A 21,537-nucleotide genomic window follows, 5' to 3' on the forward strand; every position below is an offset into this window, starting at 1 on the left:
GGGTGGTTAGCGGCCGTTCACAAGAATGCTCGCGAGGGGTGGGCGGCGGGTATGATTTTCGTGGGCACCTCAGACATCGAGCGATGAGGTGCACTGAGCGCCCGATCTACAAGTTCTTCATCGGTGAGCGGCTCCAAGCACTCAACTATTAGCCAGCGAGCTTCAATCGGATCCGGACATCCTGCGCAGAAGTCGATGAGCACCTGATCGACTTCGGTTTGTGTAAGGCCGCTCGCTTTTGGATTCATGAGCGTTCCAAGGAGGTTCAACAATTCGGCCCTATCAAGTGATCTTGCGTTCAAGGCTCGCCTCCTTGCTTTGCCAGCTATCATCCCAAGCGGAACGTGTCAGCATTGAGTTCAGGCGAAAGCGATGTCAGCAATTGGGTCGGAAGCGGAATGGCGGTTTCCGGCTCGGCTCGGTCACCTGTCAAAGGCCGATAATCGGTGAAGAAGCGGCGACTACGATAGGTCGCCAATGAGGGGTGGCGGGGCTCTGGAGCGTTCGTCCAGAAATCCCCGTAGTCCACGCGCCTCGTCATGCGAAGCGAGGTGGCTGGAGGCGGCCTACACCCCTGGCGCTCCCAGCCTGGGCGGTTCGTTCGCGGGTAGAGCGAACACCGAGAGGCTGGCAATAACCAGCATAGCCAGGGTCAGGACGCTGCCCTCCGGACCATCGAATCCGCCTGTCAGGTAATCGGGCCCGATCGGTACGAGTTTGACCAGCAGGGCCGGCAGGTGAGCATCCAGCCCCGTAATGGGGACACCGAATCCAACGCCGGCAAACCAATTCCATCCGGCATGCCAGCCCATGACCCCCCAAATGCTGTTGGCGCGGCGCGCCCAGGCGCATGCGAAGACCGAGAACAGGAATGAGAGGCAGGTCACGCGCAGGGGCTGGTGCGGGGAATAATGGAGAAACGTAAAGGCAACCGAGGTCGCGACGATCCCCGCGACGAGATTCCATCTTCTCGTGACGGACGAGAGAAGCCAGCCGCGAAAGATGAATTCCTCGACGCCCGACTGGAAGGCGAAGCAAGGCAGCAGCAACGCGATCCAGGCAAGAGACGAGGCCGAGGCGAATGCCGGAAAACCCGCCTCGACCCGATAGCCGCCGGCCAGCCAGATTGCCGAAATCGCCAGACCCATCATCGCGATGCCGATGGCCAGGCCGCCCAGGAACTTTCGCAGCCGGCCGGACCCGGTAAGCCCCAGGGTCTTCAGTGCGCGACGCTCGACATAACGGGACCATGCGTAAGTTGCCGCGGCCATGGTCGCGAACGGCAGCAGGAGGAAAAGGCAGAAGGCCGCCGCAGTCAGCGGATCGCCCTTGGCATCGACCAAACCCCAATGCTCCATGAGGAAGTCGATTGGAACGCTCGAAAGAGCGACCAGCAAGATGCATATAACCGGGGCAAGCCAAACGAAGGGCAACCAGCCTCGATGCGGGGTCGGCTCGTAAATCATGTTCGGCACTGTATTGCCGTTATAATACACCTGTGCCGAAGTCAAGACTTCTACTTTTCGGCCATCCTGCTCGAGCTCAGGTCCGGGAGTCCGGCACGCCATCTTGAACGCAAGGCAGATTGGCGTCCGCCCCATAAAACGTTTTCCGCACGACGGGTTCAGGGATTGCTGAAGCTTTCGTAAGCGGATTTTGCCGGGATGCTTATCGAAATGACCGTCCCCTTGCCGAACTCGCTTTCGAGCGTGAGGGCGCCACCAATGCGTTCCGCCGGTTCCCGCATGCCGATCAGCCCGAATGAACGCCGCCGCGATCTTGACCGGTCATCAGCGGATCTACACCTCCGATAGGCCAGCAATGAATCGATTGGCTGGATGGGCGTGCCGCGGCGGACAGTCGTCTATAGTTGAGGATGGCTAGCGCCTGGAATCCTCGAGATTTCCGCTGCTCAGCTCCAGGCATTCGTCTCAGCCTGTGCGGAACTGCGCCAACGCTGAACCCTGTCCCGGTGTGGCAGGGGGGTCGAATTCGCGCATAGCCGTTTTCGACCCTGCACGGCGCGGGTCGAGCGGGCGAAAAGGAGCCCGACGCGGCGCACTCGGGCGCTGCGCTGGAACCCCGGATGCGCCATGCCCGATGTTGACGACCGCGCCGCCAAGGCGCGTACGAGCTGTCCGTTTCTGACCGCCAAGCAGGCGGCCTACCATCTCGGGCTGGCGGCCAGTTCGATGAAAGGGCTGCGCGCCAGGGGCAGGGGGCCGCGGTGCCGCCTCCACGGCCGTGCCTGGTATTATCATATCGACGATCTCGAGGCGTGGTCCCTCGCGCAAGTCCGGGGCGAAGGTCGTGATTGATCGGGTCGATCGTGCGCTCGCGAGCTTTGGCGACGCGCTGCGCCGGGCGCGTGCCCGCCGCCGCCGGCTGGTCTGGTTGAGCGGGCTCACGGCAATCGGGTGTCTGGCCCTTCTGGAGCCGATGGTTTTGCCATCGCGGCCACGGCTGCTCTGGAATGCCAGCGCGAGCATGCCGATTGGCCTCTATCGCGTCGGCCCAGCGCAAGCGCTCCGGGTCGGCGATCTCGCCATCGCCTTTCCGCCCGCCCCGGCAGCGGCGATCGCGGGGGCGCGCGGCTATGTGCCGCGCGCGGTACCGCTGCTCAAGGATATCGCCGCGATCGCCGGGCAGCGCGTCTGCGCCCAGGGCACGGTCGTTTCGGTCGACGGCTGGCCGGTTGCTCTCCGCCATCGGCTCGATCGCCGCGGCCGTCCTTTGCCATGGTGGTCGGGCTGTCGTCGCCTCGGCATGGGCGACCTGTTCCTCCTCGGGCGGTCGGCGGATTCGTTCGACGGCCGCTATTTCGGCCCGACCGATCGACCGGACGTGCTTGGTCGCGCGGTGCCGTTATGGCTGCGCTGAGATTGCTGGCGATCGCCGTGGCATTCGCGCCAGTGCCGGCCGCTGCCCGACGCGTGGCCGACTGGCAACCCTATATGGCCGAAGCGTCGCAGCGTTTCGCTGTGCCCGTCTCCTGGATCGCGGCGGTGATGCGCATCGAAAGCGGCGGCCAGACGACGCTGGGCGGGCGTCCGATCGTCAGCCGCGCGGGGGCGATGGGGCCCATGCAGGTGATGCCCGCGACCTGGGCGTCGCTGCGGGCCGCATTGGCGTTGGGCCAGGACCCGTTCGATCCCCATGACAATATCCTGGCAGGCGCTGCCTATCTGCGGATGATGTACGACCGCTTCGGCTATCCCGGTTGCTTTGCCGCCTATAATGCCGGGCCCGCCCGATATGCCGCCTATCTCGCGGGGCGCCCGCTCCCGGCGGAAACCGTCGACTATGTGGCGGCGGTCGGATCGCTGCGTACAGGCGATGCCGGGGTGACCGGGCGGGTTGGGTCCGGTGGTGTAGTGCGCGCGATTACGCCCGCTGCCGCCACTGTCTTCGCCATCCCGCCGCGATGGTGACCGGGCCTCGTTCGCGCGCGCACACCCGCTAACCTCATCATCTTGGCACCATCGGCTTGCTATTTGCCCCAGGCTTCAAGCAGATGGCGCGATGGGCGAGGGGGCTGAACTTCACGACTGTCTGCGGTTCGGCGTTTGCCGTGCGCCCGGCCTGTTCGCCGGGACGTCGGCGCGCGGCTGATGGCAGTGCCGGGCATCGATCCGCCCCAACAGGAAACGCGGCCGCCGCGGCTCGAAGGCTGGGACTGGCAGCAGCTCGAGCGCCTGACCGAAGCATTGCTGGCACACGAACCCGATGTGGTGACGGCCAGTCAGTATGGCATTCCGGGGCAGACGCAGTTCGGCATCGACACCAAGGCCGAGCTGCAGGGCGGCGGCTGCCATGTCGCGTCGTGCAAGGCTCATGCGGCAATCGAGAAGGGCGATCTCGCCACCTGGTCGACGGCGTTCCTGAAACATTGGGACAGCAAATGGAAAGCCAAGCGCGTCGGGCGCTTTATCCTTACGACGACCGCGCCGGTCGCGCCCACCCATGTCGTCGACGAGGCCGACACCGAGCGCGAGCGGTTCCGCAAGGTCGGGGTTCAATATGAATTGTGGGGGCAGCCCCAGCTGATCGAGCGGATGCGGCCGCACCGCGGCATCGTCGCTCAATATCTCGGCACCGACTGGGTCGACCGGCTGTGCGGGCCGCGGCAGCGCGAAGCGCTGCAGGCGCTCGGATCCTCGGTCGGGACCCAGCCGGTCGAGACGAGCCAGATCGCCGAATTGCGCGCCATGCTATCGGGCGAGGCCGAGAAGAAGGTCGCGCGCGCGCTCGACGACTTGCGCGCCGGGGAGGTCGGCGCGGTCGAGCGCAGCCTGGCGGAGTTGCGTGATCCGCAATTGTGGTGCCAGCTCGAGCCGGGCGCTCAGGCGCGCGTGCTGCGCTTTGCCGCCTCGACGGCGCTCCATCGCGAGGACCTCGATGGCGCCGCCGCGCTCGATGCCGAAGCGACGGCGATCCAGCCGGCGGCCGAACCGCGCATCGCGGCCCGGATCGCCGCCGTGCGCGACGGTGCCCGCGCCGGCCTCGCCACGCTCGGCACGCCTACGACCCGTGACGGCCGCCAGCTCCAGACGGCATTGTACCTGTCATGCGGCGATATCGACAGCGCGGAGGCGGTGCTCGCGCTCCTCGCCGCCGATGAGCCCGATCCGGAAACCACCCGGCTCCAGGCCTGGGCCCTGCTGATGCGCAACAAGCGAACCGAGGCGCTCGACCTCGTCGAGCAGCTCGAACGCGAGGCCGGACACTGGACCGCGTCGATACGCACGATTGCCATTGTACGCTACGCCGCCGCCTTGTCGCCGATGCTGGCGCCCGAATGGTTCCTCAATGCCAGCCCGGTCGATTTCGATCTCGTCCGCGACGATGACGAAGCCCATGCCTGGCTAGTCAGCGCCACCACCGGCCTGCAGTCGCTCGTCGACCGCGGCGGCGATCGCGACGATCGTCACTGGCTGCTCGCCGCGCTTTCGAACCAGCTTGAGCGCCGCGCTGACGCCGAGGCGCTGGCGTGCGCGCTCCTCCTGAAAGATCCCGGCGATCCGATTCCGGTCGCCTGGTCGCTCTCGCGCCGATTCACCGTGGACCTCGCCGAAAGCCGGCGGCTTTATGCCGACCGTTATGCCGCCGGCATGACCGAGCAGATCGAAGCCCGTATCCATGCGCTGCTGCTCGTGTCCGAGGGCGATACCGCCGCTGCCCGTGTGGCGCTCGAGGCCCATCTCGCGGCCCAGTCGGGCGAGGCGCGCAGCGAGGCGGAGACCTGGATCGCCCGGCTCGCCGCTGATCTCGGCGAGGGTGATACCGGGACACCGGTGCCGGCGACCGACACGTTCGTCGACGACATCCAGGCCGCGCGGTCGAGCGGCGACTGGTCGGGGGTCAAGCAGGGGTTCGACACGCTCGCCGGGAGCGGCCAGCCGCAGACGCTCGCGGCGGCCCAGCTGATCGCTGCAGAAGGCCAATGGTCGATCCTCCAGCCGCACCGGAGCGCGATCCTTGGTTTCGCGACGGCTGAGGCGGTCCGCATCGTCGCGTATCTCATCGCCTCGACCGGCGTCGACGGCGAGCTGGTCGAGTTCATCGAACAACATCGCGCCGTGTTCCGCAACGGCGTGCCGCCGCCCGATGTCCGGCGGCTCATCGTCGACCAGCAGCAGAAGGCGGGCGACCTGGTCGGCGCACTCGAGACCGCCCGCGCGCTCAGCGCCGAATCGGGCGCGGCGGTCGACCGCCACCTCGAGGCGCGGCTGCGGGCGGGTATCGGCGATACCGGCGGCGCGGCGCGGATCGTGCGCGACCTGATGCGCAGCGCCGATCTGGCCCCCGACGCCGCGCTTGCCTGGGTCGAGACCTTGCGCGCGAGCGACATGACGCTCGCCCAGGAACTGTGGCGGTTCGCCGTCGAGCGCGATGCGCAGCGCCGCCTTGCCGTGTCGGCGTTCGTCCAGGCCTTCTCGATCGGGCTCGAGAATGAGGCAGCGCCCTTCCGGCTCGACTTCATGCAGGCCGCCGATGAGGGGACAGGGCCCGCCCGTAAATTCGATGTCGCCGAGCTGCCGGCCTTCATCGCCTCGCAGAACGCCACCGCCGAGGAGCATTGGGCGCTCTATCTCGACGGCCGCATCCCCGCCCATCTGCTCGCCGAGCACCAGAACCTCTCGCTCGACGCCCTGCTGCTCGAATCGCCCAACAGCGCAGCCGGCCCGCTCAAACTCCGGCTGTGGCGGAACGGCGCCCGGCCGCGCCATCTCGATGTCGGGCTGCCATGGTCGCAGTGGCGTCTGCACATGGATATTTCGGCGCTGCTCGTCGCCGCGCATGCCGACCTCCTCGATATCGTCGAACGCCACCCCAATCCGGTGCGGATCTCGCCGGCCGTGCCCGCGGCGCTCGTCGACATGCATCGGCGCGTCGCACCGGCACAGCCCGCGCGCCTCGCCTCGCTGCGCACACTCGCCGATATGTTCGGCAACGGTCTCGTCGAGCGGGCGCGGGAGAGTGGCGGTCGCGTCGTCGCGCTGCGCGACCCGGATGGCGATCGGGACATGGACATGGATGTCGGCCAGCTGGTCGATGCCGCCTTTGCGGCCGGGGTGATCGACGAGGCCACGACGTTGCGTGCGCGCGCCGCAATGCCGGCGCCGGCCGCCGACCAGGCCGCGGTGACCACGCCGCTTGTCGCCGGCGACCGCCTGTGGCTCGCGGGTGCGGCCGCCGAGCAGCTCCTTGAGCTGGACCTTTTGTCCGCGCTGTGTCTCGGGTTCGATGTCGGGATCGACCCCGAGGTCGCGCGCGGGATACGCCATTATGTCGCGGCCGAGGAGGGCAAGGCGCGCCGCGCCGCGTTCCTCGACAGCTTGCGCGAGCGGATCCGGCTAGGCATCGAGGCAGGCCGGTTCGAGCTGATCCGGCGACATGCGGATCGCGAGGTTGATACCCGCAACCCCACGACCCTGTGTCTTATCGATCTGCTCAACGCCGAGCCGATCGACGGCGCGGTCGATTGGTACGAAGACCGCCAGCTGACTGGCTATCCGGCCAATAACAGCCATGTGATCGTCGAGCTGGTCGACATTCTCGGCGCGCTCGTCGCCGATGGCGTCCTGAGCGAGGCCGAAGCGCGGGCCCGATTGAGTCGCTTGCTCGGTGACGGGGCCGGGCTGATCCAGCTCGAGTCCGCCGACGTGGTCCCGGCAATTCTTGCGGCGCCCGTCGTCGACGGCGAATTGCGCGAGACGCCTGCCTTGGTCGCGATCCGCCGCAACCGCGCGGCACACCGGCTGTTGGAGCCGCGGCTGAAAGTCGGGAAAAGCGACGATCCCGACGATCACCGCCCCGACGAAACGCGCTTGGTGCTGGCCGATATGAGGCTCGCCGAAGAATGCCTCGCGGCGATCTGGTCGGACCCGGTGCAATCGATCGCGAGTTGCGCCGCGCGCTCTGAATGGGTCTGGGCAACGCTCAGAATGGAGCGATCACTGCGGGCGATTCCCGAGGACGCCCCCGGCGGCGCGGCGCGCACGCTCGCAGCGCTCTCCTTCCATTCGGCGGTCGAGACGCTCGCGATGCCGGGCGAGGTGCCGCTTGGGCTGCGCCGCATCCGCCGGCGCGCCTTTGCCAACTGGTTCTGGCTAACGGCGCTCGGCCCCCACCGCAAAGGCGATCCCGACATCCTCGAGCGCATCGCCGATCTCTTCGAAGCGCTTTATCTGCCCCGTTTGACCGGGCGCGACCCAACCGCGACACGCCCTGCAGTCGAGCTGTCGCTGATCAAGATTCGCGCCGGGGCGCTGCCGCAGCCCTTGATCAGCGTGCTGGCGACGCGCCCGATCGGCCCTTGGCTCGGGCTGCACTCGAACGAGGTTGTCACTATTCGCGGCGCGCGCTTCGAGGCCGATCGCTTCTGGCGCGCCGTGCGCACCGCGCGTCGCTACGGTCCGACCAACGTGCGCACGCTCGAGGGCAAGAAATGCCGTATCGTGCGCACCGACAATGGCGTCGCGATCAGCGGAGCGGTGCGCGCGCGGCTCGCGGATACGCTGTGCAGCCTGTTCGACCCACGGGTGCGCCCGATCGACCGATATGATGAGTTGCTCGCCGAGCTCGAGCTGACCGCGGCCGATCTCGAAAAATTCAGGGTCGAGGGGCGCGCGGCCCGCACGCCCAACCGGCTGGTCAGCGCGCTGATCGCCGCGCGCAAGCGCAGCGCCCGCGCGGTCTATGGCGATCTCGATGCCGCATTCCAGCCCAATCTGCGCATCGCACTCGGCGCCTTCTACCCGCCGCCAGCGAGCGCCCTGCTGCGCTACCTGCGGATCGAGCCGGGTGACGCTCCCTTCACCGACCGGCTGCGCACAGCCGGTCCGCGCCTCGCCGCCGATGTCGGCGCGCGGATGGCGCTGCGCCGCTTGAGCGGTTTGCCGATCGCCGGTCTGCTCGGCCTGGCCGGACTTCCGCTCTCGCCCGAGATTCAGGCCGAGCTCGATCGCGCCGTGACGCCGATCCAGCTTTATCGCCGCGCCGAGAACGCGCTCCGTGACGCGCCCGATACGGCCGGACGGCAAGCGATCGTGCACGCGCTGATCGAAGCGCTGCGCGCGACTGGCCCGGCGCTGACCGCCATCCTGCGCTGGACTGTGCGAGCCTTCTGGGAGGATTCGGAATTCCGGGCGCTGGGCGCGGCCGATCGGCTGGCGCTCACCTGGGTGCATGCCAATCGCGTGCTCGACACGTTCCTGCGCCGCAACGCCGATACCGACTTACTGACCCGCTTCTTCACCGAAGGCCATTTCGACGAGAATATCGCCGATCGCCTCAACTTCGCACGGTTTGGCGACCGCGACGCCGCGTCGTCGAGCGGGATGTCCGCCGATGCCTTGCTCTATCACGCGCTCGGGGCGTTGATCGGCGACGCGCCGATGGCCGATTATGTCGACGAGGGCGAGCTCGACGATCTGGTGAACGGTCTCCAGATCGCCGAGCCCGATGGGTCGGTGCCGATCCCGGCGCTGATCCTGCGCAACTTTGCCGGCCAGAACCTGCTCGGCAGCTTCCTGACGGCCCATGCGCCGGCGCTCGATGCGCTGATCGGGGATCCGATGGTGAAGCGCGCGAGTCTCGGCGACGACGCGATCCGAGATATCAGGGCGAACCGCGAAGACGGCATCGCCTGGTCGATGCTGATGCAGCATTCGCGCACCGGGCTGTCCCCTGAGCAGGAGGCGTCGGCGCAGGCCCTGTTGCGCGACAGCGATCTGGAGGGGCTGTCGATGGGGGCGCGCGACGGACTGCCGGTTCCGCGTGCCATGATCCGCACGATCGGACTGTTGTTGCCGCAAGCCGACCATGGGAGAGCGCTCGACGTGATCCGGGCGGTGGCGCGCGCAGCAGCGGCGGACGGCCTGTCGCCCTTGCTGTCGGGCGATCGCGAGGAAGGCAGCGCGCTCGATCCTGTCCATGAGCTGCTCGAACTCGCCGGATGCTATGCCGGGATCGAGGAAGCCGATCTGTTCGAGCGGTTCGAGGCGGCGATCGTGGCGGCGGTCGAGGAATGGCCGGCCGCGGCGCCGTCGTTGCGCAAGCTGGTCGACCGGCTGATCCGCAGTAACGGCGTGATCCACGCCGAGGCGCTGTGGCGGCTCTACCTCTACCTCAACGCCCGTCCCTGATCATTTATGGTCTCGCGCCTCGCGGGCTGGCCGCCCGCGACCGCCGCTCTATGGCGCTGGCGCATGGCGCCGCGCCACCGAGCCCCTGGACGGGTCTCGGCCGAAGGTGACGATCGGACTGGCGGGTCGGCTGACGCCGACCTTGGTGGAGCGGGGCTGAGGACGCGTTCTGGCGCCGCGCTGCGCTTGCCGCCAGGGAACGGCGCCTGACGAAAAGGGCCCCGCCGGCACACCGGCCGCGCGGCCGGGCGGGGCGCCCGGTTTCGCTGGCGGACGACAGGCCCCGTCCGCTGGCGCGAAGCCCGGTTCGACCCCGCTGATCCGCCCGTGCGGCGCGGAGGTCCGTTTTTGTCCGGGGCGGCAGAGCCGCCATCAAGCGGTCGCCGCGCGGGCGCGGCGGCGTTGTGGTCGCCCCCGGTCAAGCGCGGGTGGGCGGCGCTCCCGCCTAGGCGCGGCCGCGGGCGCGGCAAGCCGGCGCTACGCGCCGGCTCCTCCATTGCATTACGGTCCTGATCGGATGCCGCCCCCGCTCGGGGCCGCGCCTTTCTGGTCGCTGGTTGCCGCCCACCCCCGCTTTCCCGGGGGCCTGCTGGGTTCGGGGCGGGATCGGAGGCACGGACGTGGCACAGGCAACCAACCGCAGCGCGCGGCGCGCGCGCAGGACCCGCACAACGGCGAACGCGCGCGCGCATGCGCCGCGCGTCAATATCTATGACGAGGCGACGCAGCGCATCATCGCCGAACTCGAGGCCGGGACCGTCCCATGGGTGCGGCCGTGGGGTGGGGTCGCGGCGGGCCAGCCCGGTCTGCCGGTCAACGCCACCACCGGGCGGTCTTATTCGGGGATCAATATCCTGATCCTGTGGGGCGCGGTCATCGCCGCCGACTATCCCAGTCAGGGCTGGCTCACCTTCCGCCAAGCGCTCGACGCAGGCGGGTCGGTCCGAAAGGGCGAGAAGGGGACCGGCATCGTCTATGCCGACCGCTTCACCCCCCGTGATTCAAAGGAATCGCTCCGGGGGAGCGATTCCGGTGATCGCGCCGAAAAGGCGCGCGCCGCCAATGATGGCGGCGACGCGCGCGTGGTGCCGTTCCTCAAACGCTTCACCGTGTTCAACGTCGCGCAATGCGAGGGTCTGCCCGACCGCTACGCCGCCACCCCGCCACCCTTGCCGCCGCAAGCCCTGATCCCCGCCGCCGAAGAAGTGATCGCCGGAAGCGGGGTCGGATTTCGCATCGGCGGCGACCGCGCGTTCTATGCGCCCGGCCCCGATCTGGTCTGCGTTCCCCCGCAGCCCGCCTTCTTCGAGGCGCTCGATTATTACCGGGTCGCCTTGCACGAACTGACCCACGCCACCGGTCATCCGGCCCGGCTCGCGCGCAACCAGACGGGCGCGTTCGGGTCGAAAGACTATGCCCGCGAGGAACTGGTCGCCGAAATGGGCTCGGCCTTCCTGTGCGCGGCGCTCGGCATCGTCCCGACCTTGCGCCATGCCGACTATCTCGCCTCATGGCTTGAGGTGCTGCGCGAGGACAATCGCGCGGTCGTCCGCGCGGCAAGTGCGGCGAGCAAGGCCGCCGACTGGCTGCTCACCCGCCGCGCGCAGGAAGCGGAGGCGGCCCAATGCGCTTGATCCCCGAGGCCATGCGACTTGCGCTGCGCGCCAACGCCATCGCGCATCACGATGCGCAGCTATTCGGCCACGTCGACCTTGACCCCGCGCCGGTCGTCAAACTCTTCAATCCGGTCGGTGCGGCGACATGGCTCGCTACCGAACTCGACGAGGACGGCGACACACTGTTCGGCTTGGCCGATCTCGGCTTCGGCTGCCCCGAACTCGGCTATTTCAGCCTCGCCGAAATCGCCGCCGTGCGGCTGCCGTTCGGCCTTCACATCGAGCGCGACGAGGCATTCGCCACCGACGTGCCGCTCTCGCGCTGGGCCGACGTTGCCCGTCGCAAAGGCTCGATCATTCTCGCGCAGGCCGCGCTCGCTTGCCCGCACCCGCTTCCGCCCGATCCATCGGACGGCTGAGGGCTCCCATCGAAGTAGTACTTTGATGGGGCCCTGACGCAGCGGGCGCGTTTCGCCCGCAATCCTAGCCGGTCCCGTATCAGTGGAAGTGGCACGGGACCGGCGCTCTTGAAGGAGCAATGCCATGAAACTCGACTTTATCCCGCTCGACAAGCTGCATCGCAGCCATTCGAACATGCGTTTCGCCAGGAAAGCGCCCGACGTCACCGACATCCTGCCCTCGATCCGCGCGCGCGGCGTGATCGTGCCGATCATCGTCCGCCCCGAACCCGACGAGGCGGGCGCGCCCGGGTTCGGCGTGATTGCGGGCGACCGCCGTTACACCGCCGCCGTGCTGGTCGCGAACCACGTGGCGGCGGCGGGCGGCGATCCCGAGCCGATGCCGTGCGCGATCATGGAGGAAGGCGACGATGCCGCCGCGCTCGAAGCCTCGATGATCGAGAATATGGCGCGGCTCGACCCGGACGAGGTGAAGCGCTGGGAAAGCTTCACCCGGTTGGTCAAGGACGGGCGCAGCGTCGAGGATATCGCCGCGACGTTCGGGCTGCCCGAACTTGCGGTGAAGCGCACGCTTGCGCTCGGCAATCTCTTGCCACGCATCCGCAGCCTCTATTCGAGCGGTGAGATCGACCGCGCGACCGTCCGCACGCTGACCTTGGCGAGCAAGCGCCAGCAAGCCGATTGGCTCAAGCTGGTCGACGACCCGCAAAGCTATGCGCCACGCGGGTCCAACCTCAAATCGTGGCTGCTCGGCGGACAGACGATCAAGGCCGACTACGCCTTGTTCGACGCGACCGACGCCAAGCTCGCGACCATCGCCGACCTGTTCGGCGAGGACCAGTGCTTCGCCGATGCCTCGGCCTTCTGGACGGCGCAGAACGCCGCCATCGAGGCGCGGCGCGAGCAGTATCTGGCCGCTGGCTGGGCCGAGGTTGTGATCGTCCCGCCGTCCGAGCATTTCGCGACATGGGAATATGAGAAGCGCGCCAAGCGCAAGGGCGGGCGCGTCTATCTCGACGTGCGCGGCTCGGGCGAGGTCGTGATCCACGAAGGCTATGTCTCGCGCCGCGAGGCCGAGCGCGCCGCGCGCAATGTCGTCGCCGGCAGCGAGAAGCCCAAGCGTCCCGAAATCAGCTCGGCGACGCAGGCCTATGTCGATCTGCACCGCCGCGCCGCCGTGGCGGCGACATTGACCGAGCATCCCGGCGTCGCGCTGCGCCTGATGCTCGCCTTCGCGATTGCGGGGGCGCCGCTCTGGAACGTGAAGCCCGACCAGAGCGTCGCGCGCGACGAGGCTGCCCAGGAGAGCGTCGAGACGTGCGCCGCCGAAACCGCGTTCGACGCGCGCCGCCGCGCGGTCCTCGCCTTGCTCGGCTGTCCCGAGGACAAGCCGACCGTCACCAACGCTTATGGCAGCGACGACCGTCATCTGGTGACGATCTTCCTGCGGCTGCTCGATCTGCCCGATCCGGCGGTGCTCGATGTGGTCGCGGTGGTGATGGGCGAGACGCTCGGCGCGGGCCATGCCGCGATCGAGGCCGTCGGTCTGACGCTGGGCATCGACATGGCGCGGTGGTGGCAGGCCGACCCGGCGTTCTTCGACCTGATCCGCGACAAGCAGGTGCTGACCGCGATGGTCGCCGAGGTGGCGGGCCAGACCGTCGCCGACGCCAACGCCAAGGAGAAGGGCGCGACCTTGAAGAAGATCGTGACCGATCATCTGGCGGGCGCGGACGGGCGCGCGCAGGTCACCGGCTGGGTGCCGCGCTGGATGCGCTTCCCGCCCGCCGCCTATACCGAGCGCGGCGGCGTGGCGACGGTCGCGGCCAATGCGAAGGTCGCCGCAGCCAAGGCGGCGGCGGAGGAACCAATGGTCGAGCGCGTCGATGACGTGGTGCCCGAGGTCGCGCCGGAACCCGAGCGGCTGGCAGCCTGATCGCGGGGCGGGCGGCGGCAGCGCCGTCGCCCGTTACCCAATAGGGGAGGGATCAGATTTCGGCCGCTTGCCGCGCGCCGTCCCGGTCGTGCAGCATTTCGTAGCTGGCGCGCGACTGGGGTTTGTACCCGATCTTCTCGCGACACTCGCGCGCCCAGCGTTCGGCCTCGTCGGCCCGCCGGCGATATCCTTCGACATCGGTCATGCTGCCGAGATAGTCGGTTGCGCGCCGGTGCCAAGCGAAAGGCGCCGCGACAGCGCGAATGTTGCGGCCAGTCTGGCTCGATCTTGACGCCCACGCTCCCGTCAGACGGATCCCGTCGAACAGGGCCGCTCGGTCTACTTCGACGCGGGCAGGACCATATCCCGGTGGCGAACGCTGACGACCTATGGCCGGTCGGCGCCGCCCGAAACCATCGCGCCCGACTATTTTCCCCAGGCGCTTTCAGCGCCTTCCTCGCGCGGCAAAATAGCCGGGTCGCTCCGGTCCTCCGCTCATCGCTTCGGCCTTCGGTTCGGCGCCGCCTTGTCCCGGCCAGCTGGTCTGCGTGTCGCCGGGAATGGTCCCGGCCGCATGAAGGAGTGAAGACCATGCCTGCCATCGGATATGTGACCAAGAGCGAAGACGGTTCGTTCAAGGGCCAGCTCAAGACCCTCAGCATCAGCGCCGACATCGCGATCGTCACCAATCGCAGCAAGTCCACTGAGCAGCAGCCCGACTATCGGGTGCTGTCCGACGGCGTCGAAATCGGCGCGGGCTGGCTGCGCAAGTCGGAGACCTCGGGCCGCGATTATGTGTCGCTGAGCCTCGCGGCGCCCGAGTTCGGACCCCGACGCCTCTACGCCAATCTCGGCCAGGCGGCCGGCGGCCCCGAAGACCGGTTCGCGGTGATCTGGAACCCGGCCGACTGATCGGTGACCCGCCCCGGCGCTTCGGCGCCGGGGCTCTTCGTTGGATCAACGGGCGAGGTCCGGGCAGGTCGCCGCGACGAGCCCGTCATTGTCCCAGCGCGGCTTGTAGATCGCTTGCCCGTGCGCAAGTTGCCAGCAGGACAGGTCGCCCTTCGCGCCTTTCACCATCGCAAGCGTGCGGCCGTAGCGATCGGTGCCGACGATTGCTTCGGGGAGCGACCCACCGTCGCCCATCGCGTCGCCGAGGCTGCGGCTCGATTGATAAGGGTCGCCGGGCGCGCAGTCGCGCCCTTCAGCGCAATGGCCGGGAAGCTCCGGTGCGTCGATCCCGAGCAGCCGGATACGGCCGCCGTCGCAGTGGAGCGTGTCGCCATCGACGACGCGGCAATGGGTCGCGCTGTCGGCATAGTGCACCGGGCTTCCGCCTGCCCCCGCCGTCGATCCAGCACCGCTCGATGCCCACCAGCCGAGCGCGCCGCCCGCCACCACGACGGGGACGAGGGCTCCCATCGGCAAGGCTTTGCGCGCACGGCTGGTCGATCTGGTCATGTGCGGTGAACGCTCCGGGGCCAACGGGGAGGGACGTTACTCGTGGTCGTCCGAGCATGGCGGCCGGCGGCGCGGCTATCAAGGCCCGTGGGTGCCCCCCAATTTGCTGCGCAAATCGGTTCCCCCCACGTCCGCTTCGCGGCGCCTCCGCTTCGCTCCGGCGGCCCTGACAGCCGCGCCGCCGACCGCCGTCGACTGAGGTGTCTTCGAGGATGAAGACGCAAGCGATGGAGATTGTCATGACCATGATTCAACCGATTTCGGCGGCGTCGGATCGCGTGATGGGCGCACTGATCGCGGGTCTCGAACTTGAATTCGGGCGGGGTGCGGCGGAAGCATTGGCGGACCGGTTTATCGCAGCGGAGGAGTGCGATTTCTGCTGGGATGCGCGCGTCGAAGAGCGCTGGCTGGGGGCCTATTCAGCCGACGTCGAAGACGATTTCGAGCTCGATCGGATCGCAATCCTGGGCCGGCTGGACGGACGCTGGCTGGTCGCAGTGGTCATCGTGGACGGCGACGAAATGGCGCACGGCATGATGGGAAAGCGCGCGTTTCGCAGCCGAAAGGCAGCGCGGATTGCCTATGATCGGCTGCGGTGATCGCGCGTTTCGACTGCAGCCGGGATGTTGTGTCGCAGGGCATCGCATCCCGGCTTCTTCTTTGGCTGGCGGGGTGAGCTGTAAGGAGCGGTGATTGGGGGAGGGAAAGGGTTGAAGGCAGGGGGTTGAAGGCAAGATAAACCGCGTCACGGCTCGTCGCATGCGTGACGCTAACGCTTTGTCTGCACATCCTTTTTCCTGGAGCCTGTTTGTCTCCGATGACGGTCGCGGAGAGACTGTCACGCCGGATGTCCGTCGAAAATGGCGGATTTCCGCAGTTCCTGCGCGAGATACTTTAGCGCCTCGGTGAACCTCTCCATATCTTCACCGATGGACAGTGAGGACGACGATTTCGAGCCGAGACTGGGCCGGATGCGCCCGCGCGGCCGGGCGCCCCGGCTACGCGCCGTGCTTGTCGTTCGCGTGCGCCGCGCCGCTAGCGGTACGCCCCGCTATGCGAAAGCGCCGAGCAGCGGACGGTTCAACCAGCGAGGCCGCGGCGCGCGGGTGGCAGCGGCGCTGCCGCGGGATAACGGCTGGTCATTCGATCGCGGCCTGGGGCTCAACGTCCGGGCGCGCCGGGTGGCGGTGAAGGTCCGGGTCGTAAAACTGGGCGGCAAGCTCGCCAAGGTTACCGCGCATTTGCGCTATATCGAGCGCGACGGCGTCGCGCGTGACGGCGCGGGAGGGCGACTCTATTCGACGTTCAGCGATGATGTGGATGGCGAGACATTCGTCGATCGCCAAAGTGGAGACCGTCACCAGTTCCGGCTGATCGTTTCACCCGAGGACGGCAAGGAGTTCGCGGATCTGCGCCCCTTCACGCGCGACCTCATGGCGGCAATGGAACGCGATCTTGGCACGACGCTCGACTGGGTCGCCGTCGACCATCACGACACCGGTCATCCTCACACCCATATCGTGATCCGCGGGCGGTGCGAGGACGGCAGGACGCTCAACATCGCGGGCGATTATATCGCGCATGGCATTCGGCATCGCGCATCGGAAATCATGACGCGCGCGCTCGGGCCGCAGACCGAGCGCGACGTCGCCGACCAGCTTGCGCGCGAAGTCGATGCCGATCGTTTCACGCGCCTGGATCGCGCGCTGCTTGGCCGGGCGTCGGCAGGCCTCGTCGATCTCCGGTTCGGCGACGAAGACCCCGCGTTCCACCAAATGCTCGTCGGTCGGGCGCGCGCGCTGGAGTCGCTGGGCCTGGCGAAGCGGGAAGAGCCCCTGACCTGGCGGCTCGACGATAATGCGGGCGCGCGCCTCACCGAGATGGGGCGCCGCGGCGACATCATCCGCACCATGCATCACGAGATGCAGCGTGCGGCAATCGCGCGCCCGCCGGAACTCTATGCCCTGGACAGCGAGGACGGTCTGCGTGCGGCCGTGGTAGGTCGCCTGATCCGCTTCGGCGCGAGCGACGAGTTTCACGATCGCCGTTTCGCGCTGATCGACGGGATCGACGGGTATACCCATCATGTCGATATCGGCGAGAACCGCGACCATTTGATCGTCGGCGCGGTCCTTCGGCTCTCGCCGCGCGAGATCGAGGTGAAGGCGGTCGACCGCACAGTCGCCCAGGTGGCGGCAGCCCATGGCGGCAGGTACAGCGTCGATCTGCATCTCGCCCACGATCCCGACGCGTCCGAAGACTTTGCGCAAAGCCATATCCGGCGGCTCGAGGCATTGCGCCGGGCAGGTGCCGCCGTGGAGCGCGAGACCGATGGCACATGGCGGATCTCGACCGATCACATCCGTGAAGTCGAGGCGGCAGAACGACGCCGCATCCAGGATGCCCCGGTCGTCGTCGAGCATTTGTCGCGCGAACCGTTAGCCCGCCTCGTCACGCACGATGGGCCAACGCTGCTCGACCGCGAGCTTGTCGGCGAACGCATGACAGAGAGCGCCGGTTACGGGTTCGGGGAGGATTGGCGCACCGCACTCGACCGGCGGCGGCAATGGTTGATAGAGCAAGATCTGGCGGAGGCGCACGGTCAGACGGCGTCCTATCGCCCCGACCTCATCCAGCGCCTGCGCACGCGCGAGCTGTCGGCACTTGCGACGGGCCTGTCGACCGAACTCGGCCTCGATTATCGCGAGGCGGTGACGGGCGATCGCATTGCTGGCCGCCTGACCCGCGACGTCCAGAGCGGTGGCAACCGCTATGCGCTCATCGAGCGCGCCCACGACTTCACGCTGCTGCCCTGGCGCGACGTGCTGGACCGGCAGATCGGGAAACCCGTCAGCGGGATCGTCCGGCCGAACGGCGTGAGCTGGACCTTGGGTCGCGACCGAGCCGGGCCGAGCATTTCCTGATCCTCAGCGCACCGCTGGTGCCCGCTACACGCGGTTCAACCGCCAACGCGGGCGCGCGACACCGACTCGCTTCCGGAGTCCGCGATGAAGACCTTCAAGAAACGACACCAGTTGTTCCTTCCCGAGAATTTGTCGCGTCGATTGGAAACGATCGCGCGCAACTCCGGCCGCGCCCGCTCCGAAATCCTCGTCGAGGCGCTCGAGGCATGGCTCGAACGAAGGGGCTCGGCCGATGCCAGCGAAACAGTCCTGGCGCGGTTGACGCGCATCGATCGCGCCTTGCTCCGGCTCAACGGCAATGGCGACCTCCTATGGGAGGCGATGTCCCGGTTGGTTCGCCATCAGTTGATCACCGCCGCGAACCTACCGCCGGTAACGGAGAATGCCCGCGCGATTGGTGACAAGGCGCATCGGGCATTCCTGCGCGAGATAGCGGAGCGGCAGGGCAGGGACTTCCCGCCAAGTGGCAACGATTGAAAGGGCGGTCGTCTCGCGGCGCCGTGGGTAGCGGTGGCGCTAGGCCGGCTTTCCGGCTTCGACATAATTGTAACCAGCGTCGGTGACCTCGTAGAAGTCGGTGCTTTCCTCCCTGATCAGCCCTTGTTGTTCGAGGTTCTCGACCGCTGCCATCCACCGCGCGAGGTCGCGATTCGTCTCGCCCCTGCCATACGCAAATCCGCTGGTCTGGACCGACTGGCTGTCGAGGCTTCGGCTGATGATGACGATGCCATCGCCGCCGGCGGCAGCGCGCAGCAACGTGTCGCCATGTTCGCTCAGCGCGATCGGCGCGTCGCGCAGGCCGTCCTCGAAGAACTGGACAAGATCGATCTCGGTGTGACCGCGGATATAGCCATTGTTCTGGAGCATCTGCTGAAGATGGCGGCGAAAGTCGTCCTTGAACGCGGCAACGCTCGCATAAGAGGCGACGAGCCCCTTGGCTTGCGCCCAGCTGCGAAACTCCTTCACGGCAGCATATTGGTTCGGGTCGACGCTGCCGGGGCTGACGGGCGCATCGGAGAAATAGAGCATCACGGGTTTTCCCGTCTGATGGTGTTCCTGAACCTCTTCCACCGTGCCGCTGCTCGCCTTGCCGGTCGGCGTACCGAGCCGCGTCCAGAAGATTCCGACGACGACGTCGGCATGTGCGAGCACGCGATCGTTGATCATTTGCTGAGGCCGGCCGTCCAGTTCCGGCGACGCATGCGTGTCCCAGCCGATCGGCAACAGCACGACTTGCTTGTCGCGCGCGTGAACCGCGTTCCACTCGGCAATGACGTCACGAACGATGTCACGCTCCGCGCTCACGTCGCCGGGCGATGCGATCATCACCTCGATCACTTTCGCATCATAGGGCATTCGGACGGGCTCCAGGCTTTCGCGGTCGCGGACGGATTCTCAGGATATCGCGCGTCGCGGGAGCTGAATAGCGCCGCGTGACGCCGCGCCGCGCTCTCCCGTTTTTCGCGGGCATGGGGGATTTTTTGCCCCGCCGGATCGACCGGCAGGAGCGACCTCGTGACACCCACCAAATTGCTGATCGGGCAGATCGTGCTCGTCTTCGCGATCGTGATCGCCGGCGTGTGGATCGCGACACAATGGGCGGCCGCGATGCTGGCATACCAACCCGAGCTCGGCACACCCTGGTTCTCCGTCGGACGCCTCCCGGTCTATCACCCCTGGGCGCTGTTCGGCTGGTGGTATTCCTACGACGCCTATGCGCCGCAGGTTTTCGACAAGGCCGGGCTGATCGCCGGTGCATCGGGTTTCGTCGGGTGCGGCGCGGCGGTCTCGGGATCGCTGTGGCGCGCACGGCAACGAAACAACGTCACGACCTATGGCTCGGCCCGCTGGGCATCGGCGCGCGAAATGGAACGCGCCGGGCTGTACGCCGATCGCGGCATTTTGCTCGGCCAGCTCGACGGGCGCTATCTGCGGCACGCAGGGCCCGAGCACGTTATGGCATTCGCGCCCACGCGCTCGGGCAAGGGCGTCGGCCTCGTCGTCCCAACGCTGCTCAGCTGGACTGGCTCCGCGATCGTCCATGATATCAAGGGCGAAAACTGGACCCTCACCGCAGGATGGCGATCGCGCTTTTCGCATTGCCTGCTCTTCAATCCGACCGATGAGCGGTCGGCGCGCTACAATCCGCTGCTGGAGGTTCGCCGTGGCGCTGATGAAGTCCGCGACGTGCAGAATATCGCCGATATTCTGGTCGATCCCGAAGGCGCGCTCGAGCGACGGAATCATTGGGAAAAAACCAGCCATTCCCTTCTCGTAGGGGCGATCCTTCACGTTCTGTACGCGGAAGAGGACAAGACGCTCGCGCGCGTCGCGACGTTCCTCTCGGACCCGCGCCGCAGTTTCGTCGCGACGCTCAAGCGGATGATGGAGACCAACCATCTCGGCACTGAGGACGCGCCGCGTGTCCATCCCGTCGTCGCCTCGGCCGCCCGCGAGCTGCTCAACAAGAGCGAGAACGAACGCTCCGGCGTCCTGTCGACCGCAATGTCCTTCCTGGGATTGTATCGCGACCCGACCGTCGCTGCGGTCACCTCGGCCTGCGACTGGCGGATCGCGGACATTATCGAGGCCGTCCGGCCGCTCTCGCTCTACCTCGTCATCCCGCCCTCCGACATCAGCCGGACCAAACCACTCGTGCGGCTCGTACTCAATCAGATCGGCCGGCGCCTGACCGAGCGGCTCGACGGCGCCGGCAGCGCGCGCCGCCATCAGCTGCTCCTCATGCTCGATGAATTCCCGGCGCTCGGGCGGCTGGATTTCTTCGAGACCAGCCTGGCCTTCATGGCGGGCTACGGCGTCCGCGCCGTCCTCATCGCCCAAAGCCTCAACCAGATCGAGAAGGCTTATGGCGAGCACAATTCGATCCTCGACAATTGTCACGTTCGCGTCGCGTTCGCGACCAATGACGAGCGCACGGCGAAGCGCATCTCGGATGCGCTTGGCACCGCGACCGAGCAGCGCGCGATGCGCAACTATGCCGGGCACCGGCTCGCACCCTGGCTCGCGCATGTCATGGTCAGCCGTCAGGAAACTGCCCGGGCGCTGCTGACGCCCGGCGAGGTCATGCAGCTGCCTCCGACCGACGAGCTGGTGCTGATCTCGGGGCTGGCGCCGATCCGGGCTCACAAGCTGCGCTATTACGAGGACCGCAACTTCACGGCGCGCGTCTGCCCCGCGCCGGTGCTGGGGCAGGGGCCCTATGCCGATTGCCCGGCCGATCGGCCCTGTGACTGGAACGCCGACGCCCGCACGTCGGACGCGCGTCTTGCCGCGCCTGCCGAGGACGAAGGCGAGGGTGCCGATGGCGGGCTCGAGCAGCAGCGTCATCCCGGGCTTGGCGAAGACGTACCGTCGCACGTGCTCGTCCAGGAGCCCTTGCCACTGTTCGACGAGGTCGACGACGACGGCGCCGCCGACCAGCGCGCGATGGAACTCGCGCGCGGTGTCGCCACGCGCGGTTACGGTCTCAACGAGGCCGATCATCACGACCTTTTTCCCGGGATCTGAGCG

Annotated in this window: 16 protein-coding genes; 12 read left to right on the forward strand and 4 right to left on the reverse strand. The window is 67.6% G+C overall.

From position 1 onward, the window contains the following. Positions 1-566: 566 nt before the first annotated feature. Positions 567-1,466 (reverse strand): CPBP family intramembrane glutamic endopeptidase, encoded by a 900-nt coding sequence (locus SPR01S_RS04530; RefSeq protein WP_169803377.1) that lies wholly within the window; start codon positions 1,464-1,466, stop codon positions 567-569. Between the two features lie 627 nt (positions 1,467-2,093). Here SPR01S_RS04530 and SPR01S_RS04535 point away from each other — a divergent pair. The 7 genes from SPR01S_RS04535 to SPR01S_RS04565 all read left to right on the forward strand — a co-directional run bounded on the left by SPR01S_RS04535 (position 2,094) and on the right by SPR01S_RS04565 (position 13,621). Further along, positions 2,094-2,318, forward strand: a complete 225-nt coding sequence (locus SPR01S_RS04535) for a helix-turn-helix transcriptional regulator (protein WP_066585570.1) — start codon at positions 2,094-2,096, stop codon at positions 2,316-2,318. Then, positions 2,311-2,880, forward strand: coding sequence for a S26 family signal peptidase (locus tag SPR01S_RS04540; RefSeq protein WP_066585572.1), 570 nt, complete (start codon positions 2,311-2,313; stop codon positions 2,878-2,880). Before SPR01S_RS04535 ends, SPR01S_RS04540 begins: the two co-directional genes overlap by 8 nt. Beyond that, positions 2,868-3,431, forward strand: coding sequence for a lytic transglycosylase domain-containing protein (locus tag SPR01S_RS04545; RefSeq protein WP_066585573.1), 564 nt, complete (start codon positions 2,868-2,870; stop codon positions 3,429-3,431). Before SPR01S_RS04540 ends, SPR01S_RS04545 begins: the two co-directional genes overlap by 13 nt. A 180-nt stretch (positions 3,432-3,611) precedes the next feature. Further along, complete coding sequence (locus SPR01S_RS04550) at positions 3,612-9,650, forward strand: hypothetical protein (RefSeq protein WP_066585575.1); 6,039 nt, start codon at positions 3,612-3,614, stop codon at positions 9,648-9,650. A gap of 620 nt (positions 9,651-10,270) precedes the next feature. After that, positions 10,271-11,284 carry an ArdC family protein gene (locus SPR01S_RS04555; protein WP_084250938.1) on the forward strand — a complete coding sequence of 338 codons (1,014 nt, stop codon included), beginning with the start codon at positions 10,271-10,273 and terminating at the stop codon, positions 11,282-11,284. Beyond that, positions 11,275-11,685 carry a DUF2958 domain-containing protein gene (locus tag SPR01S_RS04560; RefSeq protein WP_066585577.1) on the forward strand — a complete coding sequence of 137 codons (411 nt, stop codon included), beginning with the start codon at positions 11,275-11,277 and terminating at the stop codon, positions 11,683-11,685. Before SPR01S_RS04555 ends, SPR01S_RS04560 begins: the two co-directional genes overlap by 10 nt. A gap of 124 nt (positions 11,686-11,809) precedes the next feature. Then, positions 11,810-13,621, forward strand: a complete 1,812-nt coding sequence (locus tag SPR01S_RS04565) for a ParB/RepB/Spo0J family partition protein (protein WP_084250939.1) — start codon at positions 11,810-11,812, stop codon at positions 13,619-13,621. A gap of 52 nt (positions 13,622-13,673) precedes the next feature. On the opposite strand, the gene SPR01S_RS21455 is transcribed toward SPR01S_RS04565, so the two are convergent. Next, complete coding sequence (locus tag SPR01S_RS21455; RefSeq protein WP_157081945.1) at positions 13,674-13,826, reverse strand: hypothetical protein; 153 nt, start codon at positions 13,824-13,826, stop codon at positions 13,674-13,676. A 386-nt stretch (positions 13,827-14,212) separates the two neighbouring features. On the opposite strand from SPR01S_RS21455, the gene SPR01S_RS04570 reads away from it, so the two are divergent. Further along, positions 14,213-14,533, forward strand: a complete 321-nt coding sequence (locus tag SPR01S_RS04570; RefSeq protein ID WP_066585707.1) for a DUF736 domain-containing protein — start codon at positions 14,213-14,215, stop codon at positions 14,531-14,533. Positions 14,534-14,578: 45 nt separating this feature from the next. Here the strand turns inward: SPR01S_RS04570 and SPR01S_RS04575 are convergent, their stop codons facing one another. After that, on the reverse strand, positions 14,579-15,082 hold the full coding sequence (locus SPR01S_RS04575) for a thermonuclease family protein (protein WP_369405259.1): 504 nt from the start codon (positions 15,080-15,082) through the stop codon (positions 14,579-14,581). A gap of 239 nt (positions 15,083-15,321) precedes the next feature. Here SPR01S_RS04575 and SPR01S_RS04580 point away from each other — a divergent pair, with 239 nt between their 5' ends. The 3 genes from SPR01S_RS04580 to SPR01S_RS04590 all read left to right on the forward strand — a co-directional run bounded on the left by SPR01S_RS04580 (position 15,322) and on the right by SPR01S_RS04590 (position 18,483). Next, a complete protein-coding gene (locus tag SPR01S_RS04580; protein ID WP_245661867.1) occupies positions 15,322-15,681 on the forward strand; it encodes a hypothetical protein in 360 nt (119 codons plus the stop codon). Between the two features lie 330 nt (positions 15,682-16,011). Next, the gene (locus SPR01S_RS04585) at positions 16,012-18,006 is read left to right on the forward strand and encodes a DUF3363 domain-containing protein (protein WP_066585582.1); all 1,995 of its coding nucleotides are present in this window, start codon (positions 16,012-16,014) and stop codon (positions 18,004-18,006) included. An 84-nt stretch (positions 18,007-18,090) separates the two neighbouring features. Then, positions 18,091-18,483: a ribbon-helix-helix domain-containing protein gene (locus tag SPR01S_RS04590; RefSeq protein ID WP_066585584.1), complete on the forward strand. Its 393-nt coding sequence runs from the start codon at positions 18,091-18,093 to the stop codon at positions 18,481-18,483. Positions 18,484-18,522: 39 nt separating this feature from the next. Here the strand turns inward: SPR01S_RS04590 and SPR01S_RS04595 are convergent, their stop codons facing one another. Further along, positions 18,523-19,362 carry a DUF4062 domain-containing protein gene (locus SPR01S_RS04595; protein WP_066585587.1) on the reverse strand — a complete coding sequence of 280 codons (840 nt, stop codon included), beginning with the start codon at positions 19,360-19,362 and terminating at the stop codon, positions 18,523-18,525. 159 nt (positions 19,363-19,521) lie between these two features. Between SPR01S_RS04595 and SPR01S_RS04600 the strand changes: the two genes are divergently transcribed. Then, entirely contained in the window at positions 19,522-21,534 is a 2,013-nt protein-coding gene (locus SPR01S_RS04600) for a conjugal transfer protein TraG (protein ID WP_066585588.1), read from the forward strand. Positions 21,535-21,537 lie beyond the last annotated feature (3 nt).

The organism is Sphingomonas pruni NBRC 15498 (assembly GCF_001598455.1).
GTDB lineage: Bacteria > Pseudomonadota > Alphaproteobacteria > Sphingomonadales > Sphingomonadaceae > Sphingomonas > Sphingomonas pruni.

Excerpts from the sequence above, each read along its gene's own strand:
- SPR01S_RS04530 (WP_169803377.1), bottom strand. The coding sequence starts at position 1,466 with ATGATTTACGAGCCGACCCCGCATCGAGGCTGGTTGCCCTTCGTTTGG.
- SPR01S_RS04535 (WP_066585570.1), top strand. The coding sequence starts at position 2,094 with ATGCCCGATGTTGACGACCGCGCCGCCAAGGCGCGTACGAGCTGTCCG.
- SPR01S_RS04545 (WP_066585573.1), top strand. The coding sequence starts at position 2,868 with ATGGCTGCGCTGAGATTGCTGGCGATCGCCGTGGCATTCGCGCCAGTG.
- SPR01S_RS04550 (WP_066585575.1), top strand. The coding sequence starts at position 3,612 with ATGGCAGTGCCGGGCATCGATCCGCCCCAACAGGAAACGCGGCCGCCG.
- SPR01S_RS04560 (WP_066585577.1), top strand. The coding sequence starts at position 11,275 with ATGCGCTTGATCCCCGAGGCCATGCGACTTGCGCTGCGCGCCAACGCC.
- SPR01S_RS04565 (WP_084250939.1), top strand. The coding sequence starts at position 11,810 with ATGAAACTCGACTTTATCCCGCTCGACAAGCTGCATCGCAGCCATTCG.
- SPR01S_RS21455 (WP_157081945.1), bottom strand. The coding sequence starts at position 13,826 with ATGACCGATGTCGAAGGATATCGCCGGCGGGCCGACGAGGCCGAACGC.
- SPR01S_RS04570 (WP_066585707.1), top strand. The coding sequence starts at position 14,213 with ATGCCTGCCATCGGATATGTGACCAAGAGCGAAGACGGTTCGTTCAAG.
- SPR01S_RS04575 (WP_369405259.1), bottom strand. The coding sequence starts at position 15,082 with ATGACCAGATCGACCAGCCGTGCGCGCAAAGCCTTGCCGATGGGAGCC.
- SPR01S_RS04580 (WP_245661867.1), top strand. The coding sequence starts at position 15,322 with ATGACCATGATTCAACCGATTTCGGCGGCGTCGGATCGCGTGATGGGC.
- SPR01S_RS04585 (WP_066585582.1), top strand. The coding sequence starts at position 16,012 with ATGGACAGTGAGGACGACGATTTCGAGCCGAGACTGGGCCGGATGCGC.
- SPR01S_RS04590 (WP_066585584.1), top strand. The coding sequence starts at position 18,091 with ATGAAGACCTTCAAGAAACGACACCAGTTGTTCCTTCCCGAGAATTTG.
- SPR01S_RS04595 (WP_066585587.1), bottom strand. The coding sequence starts at position 19,362 with ATGCCCTATGATGCGAAAGTGATCGAGGTGATGATCGCATCGCCCGGC.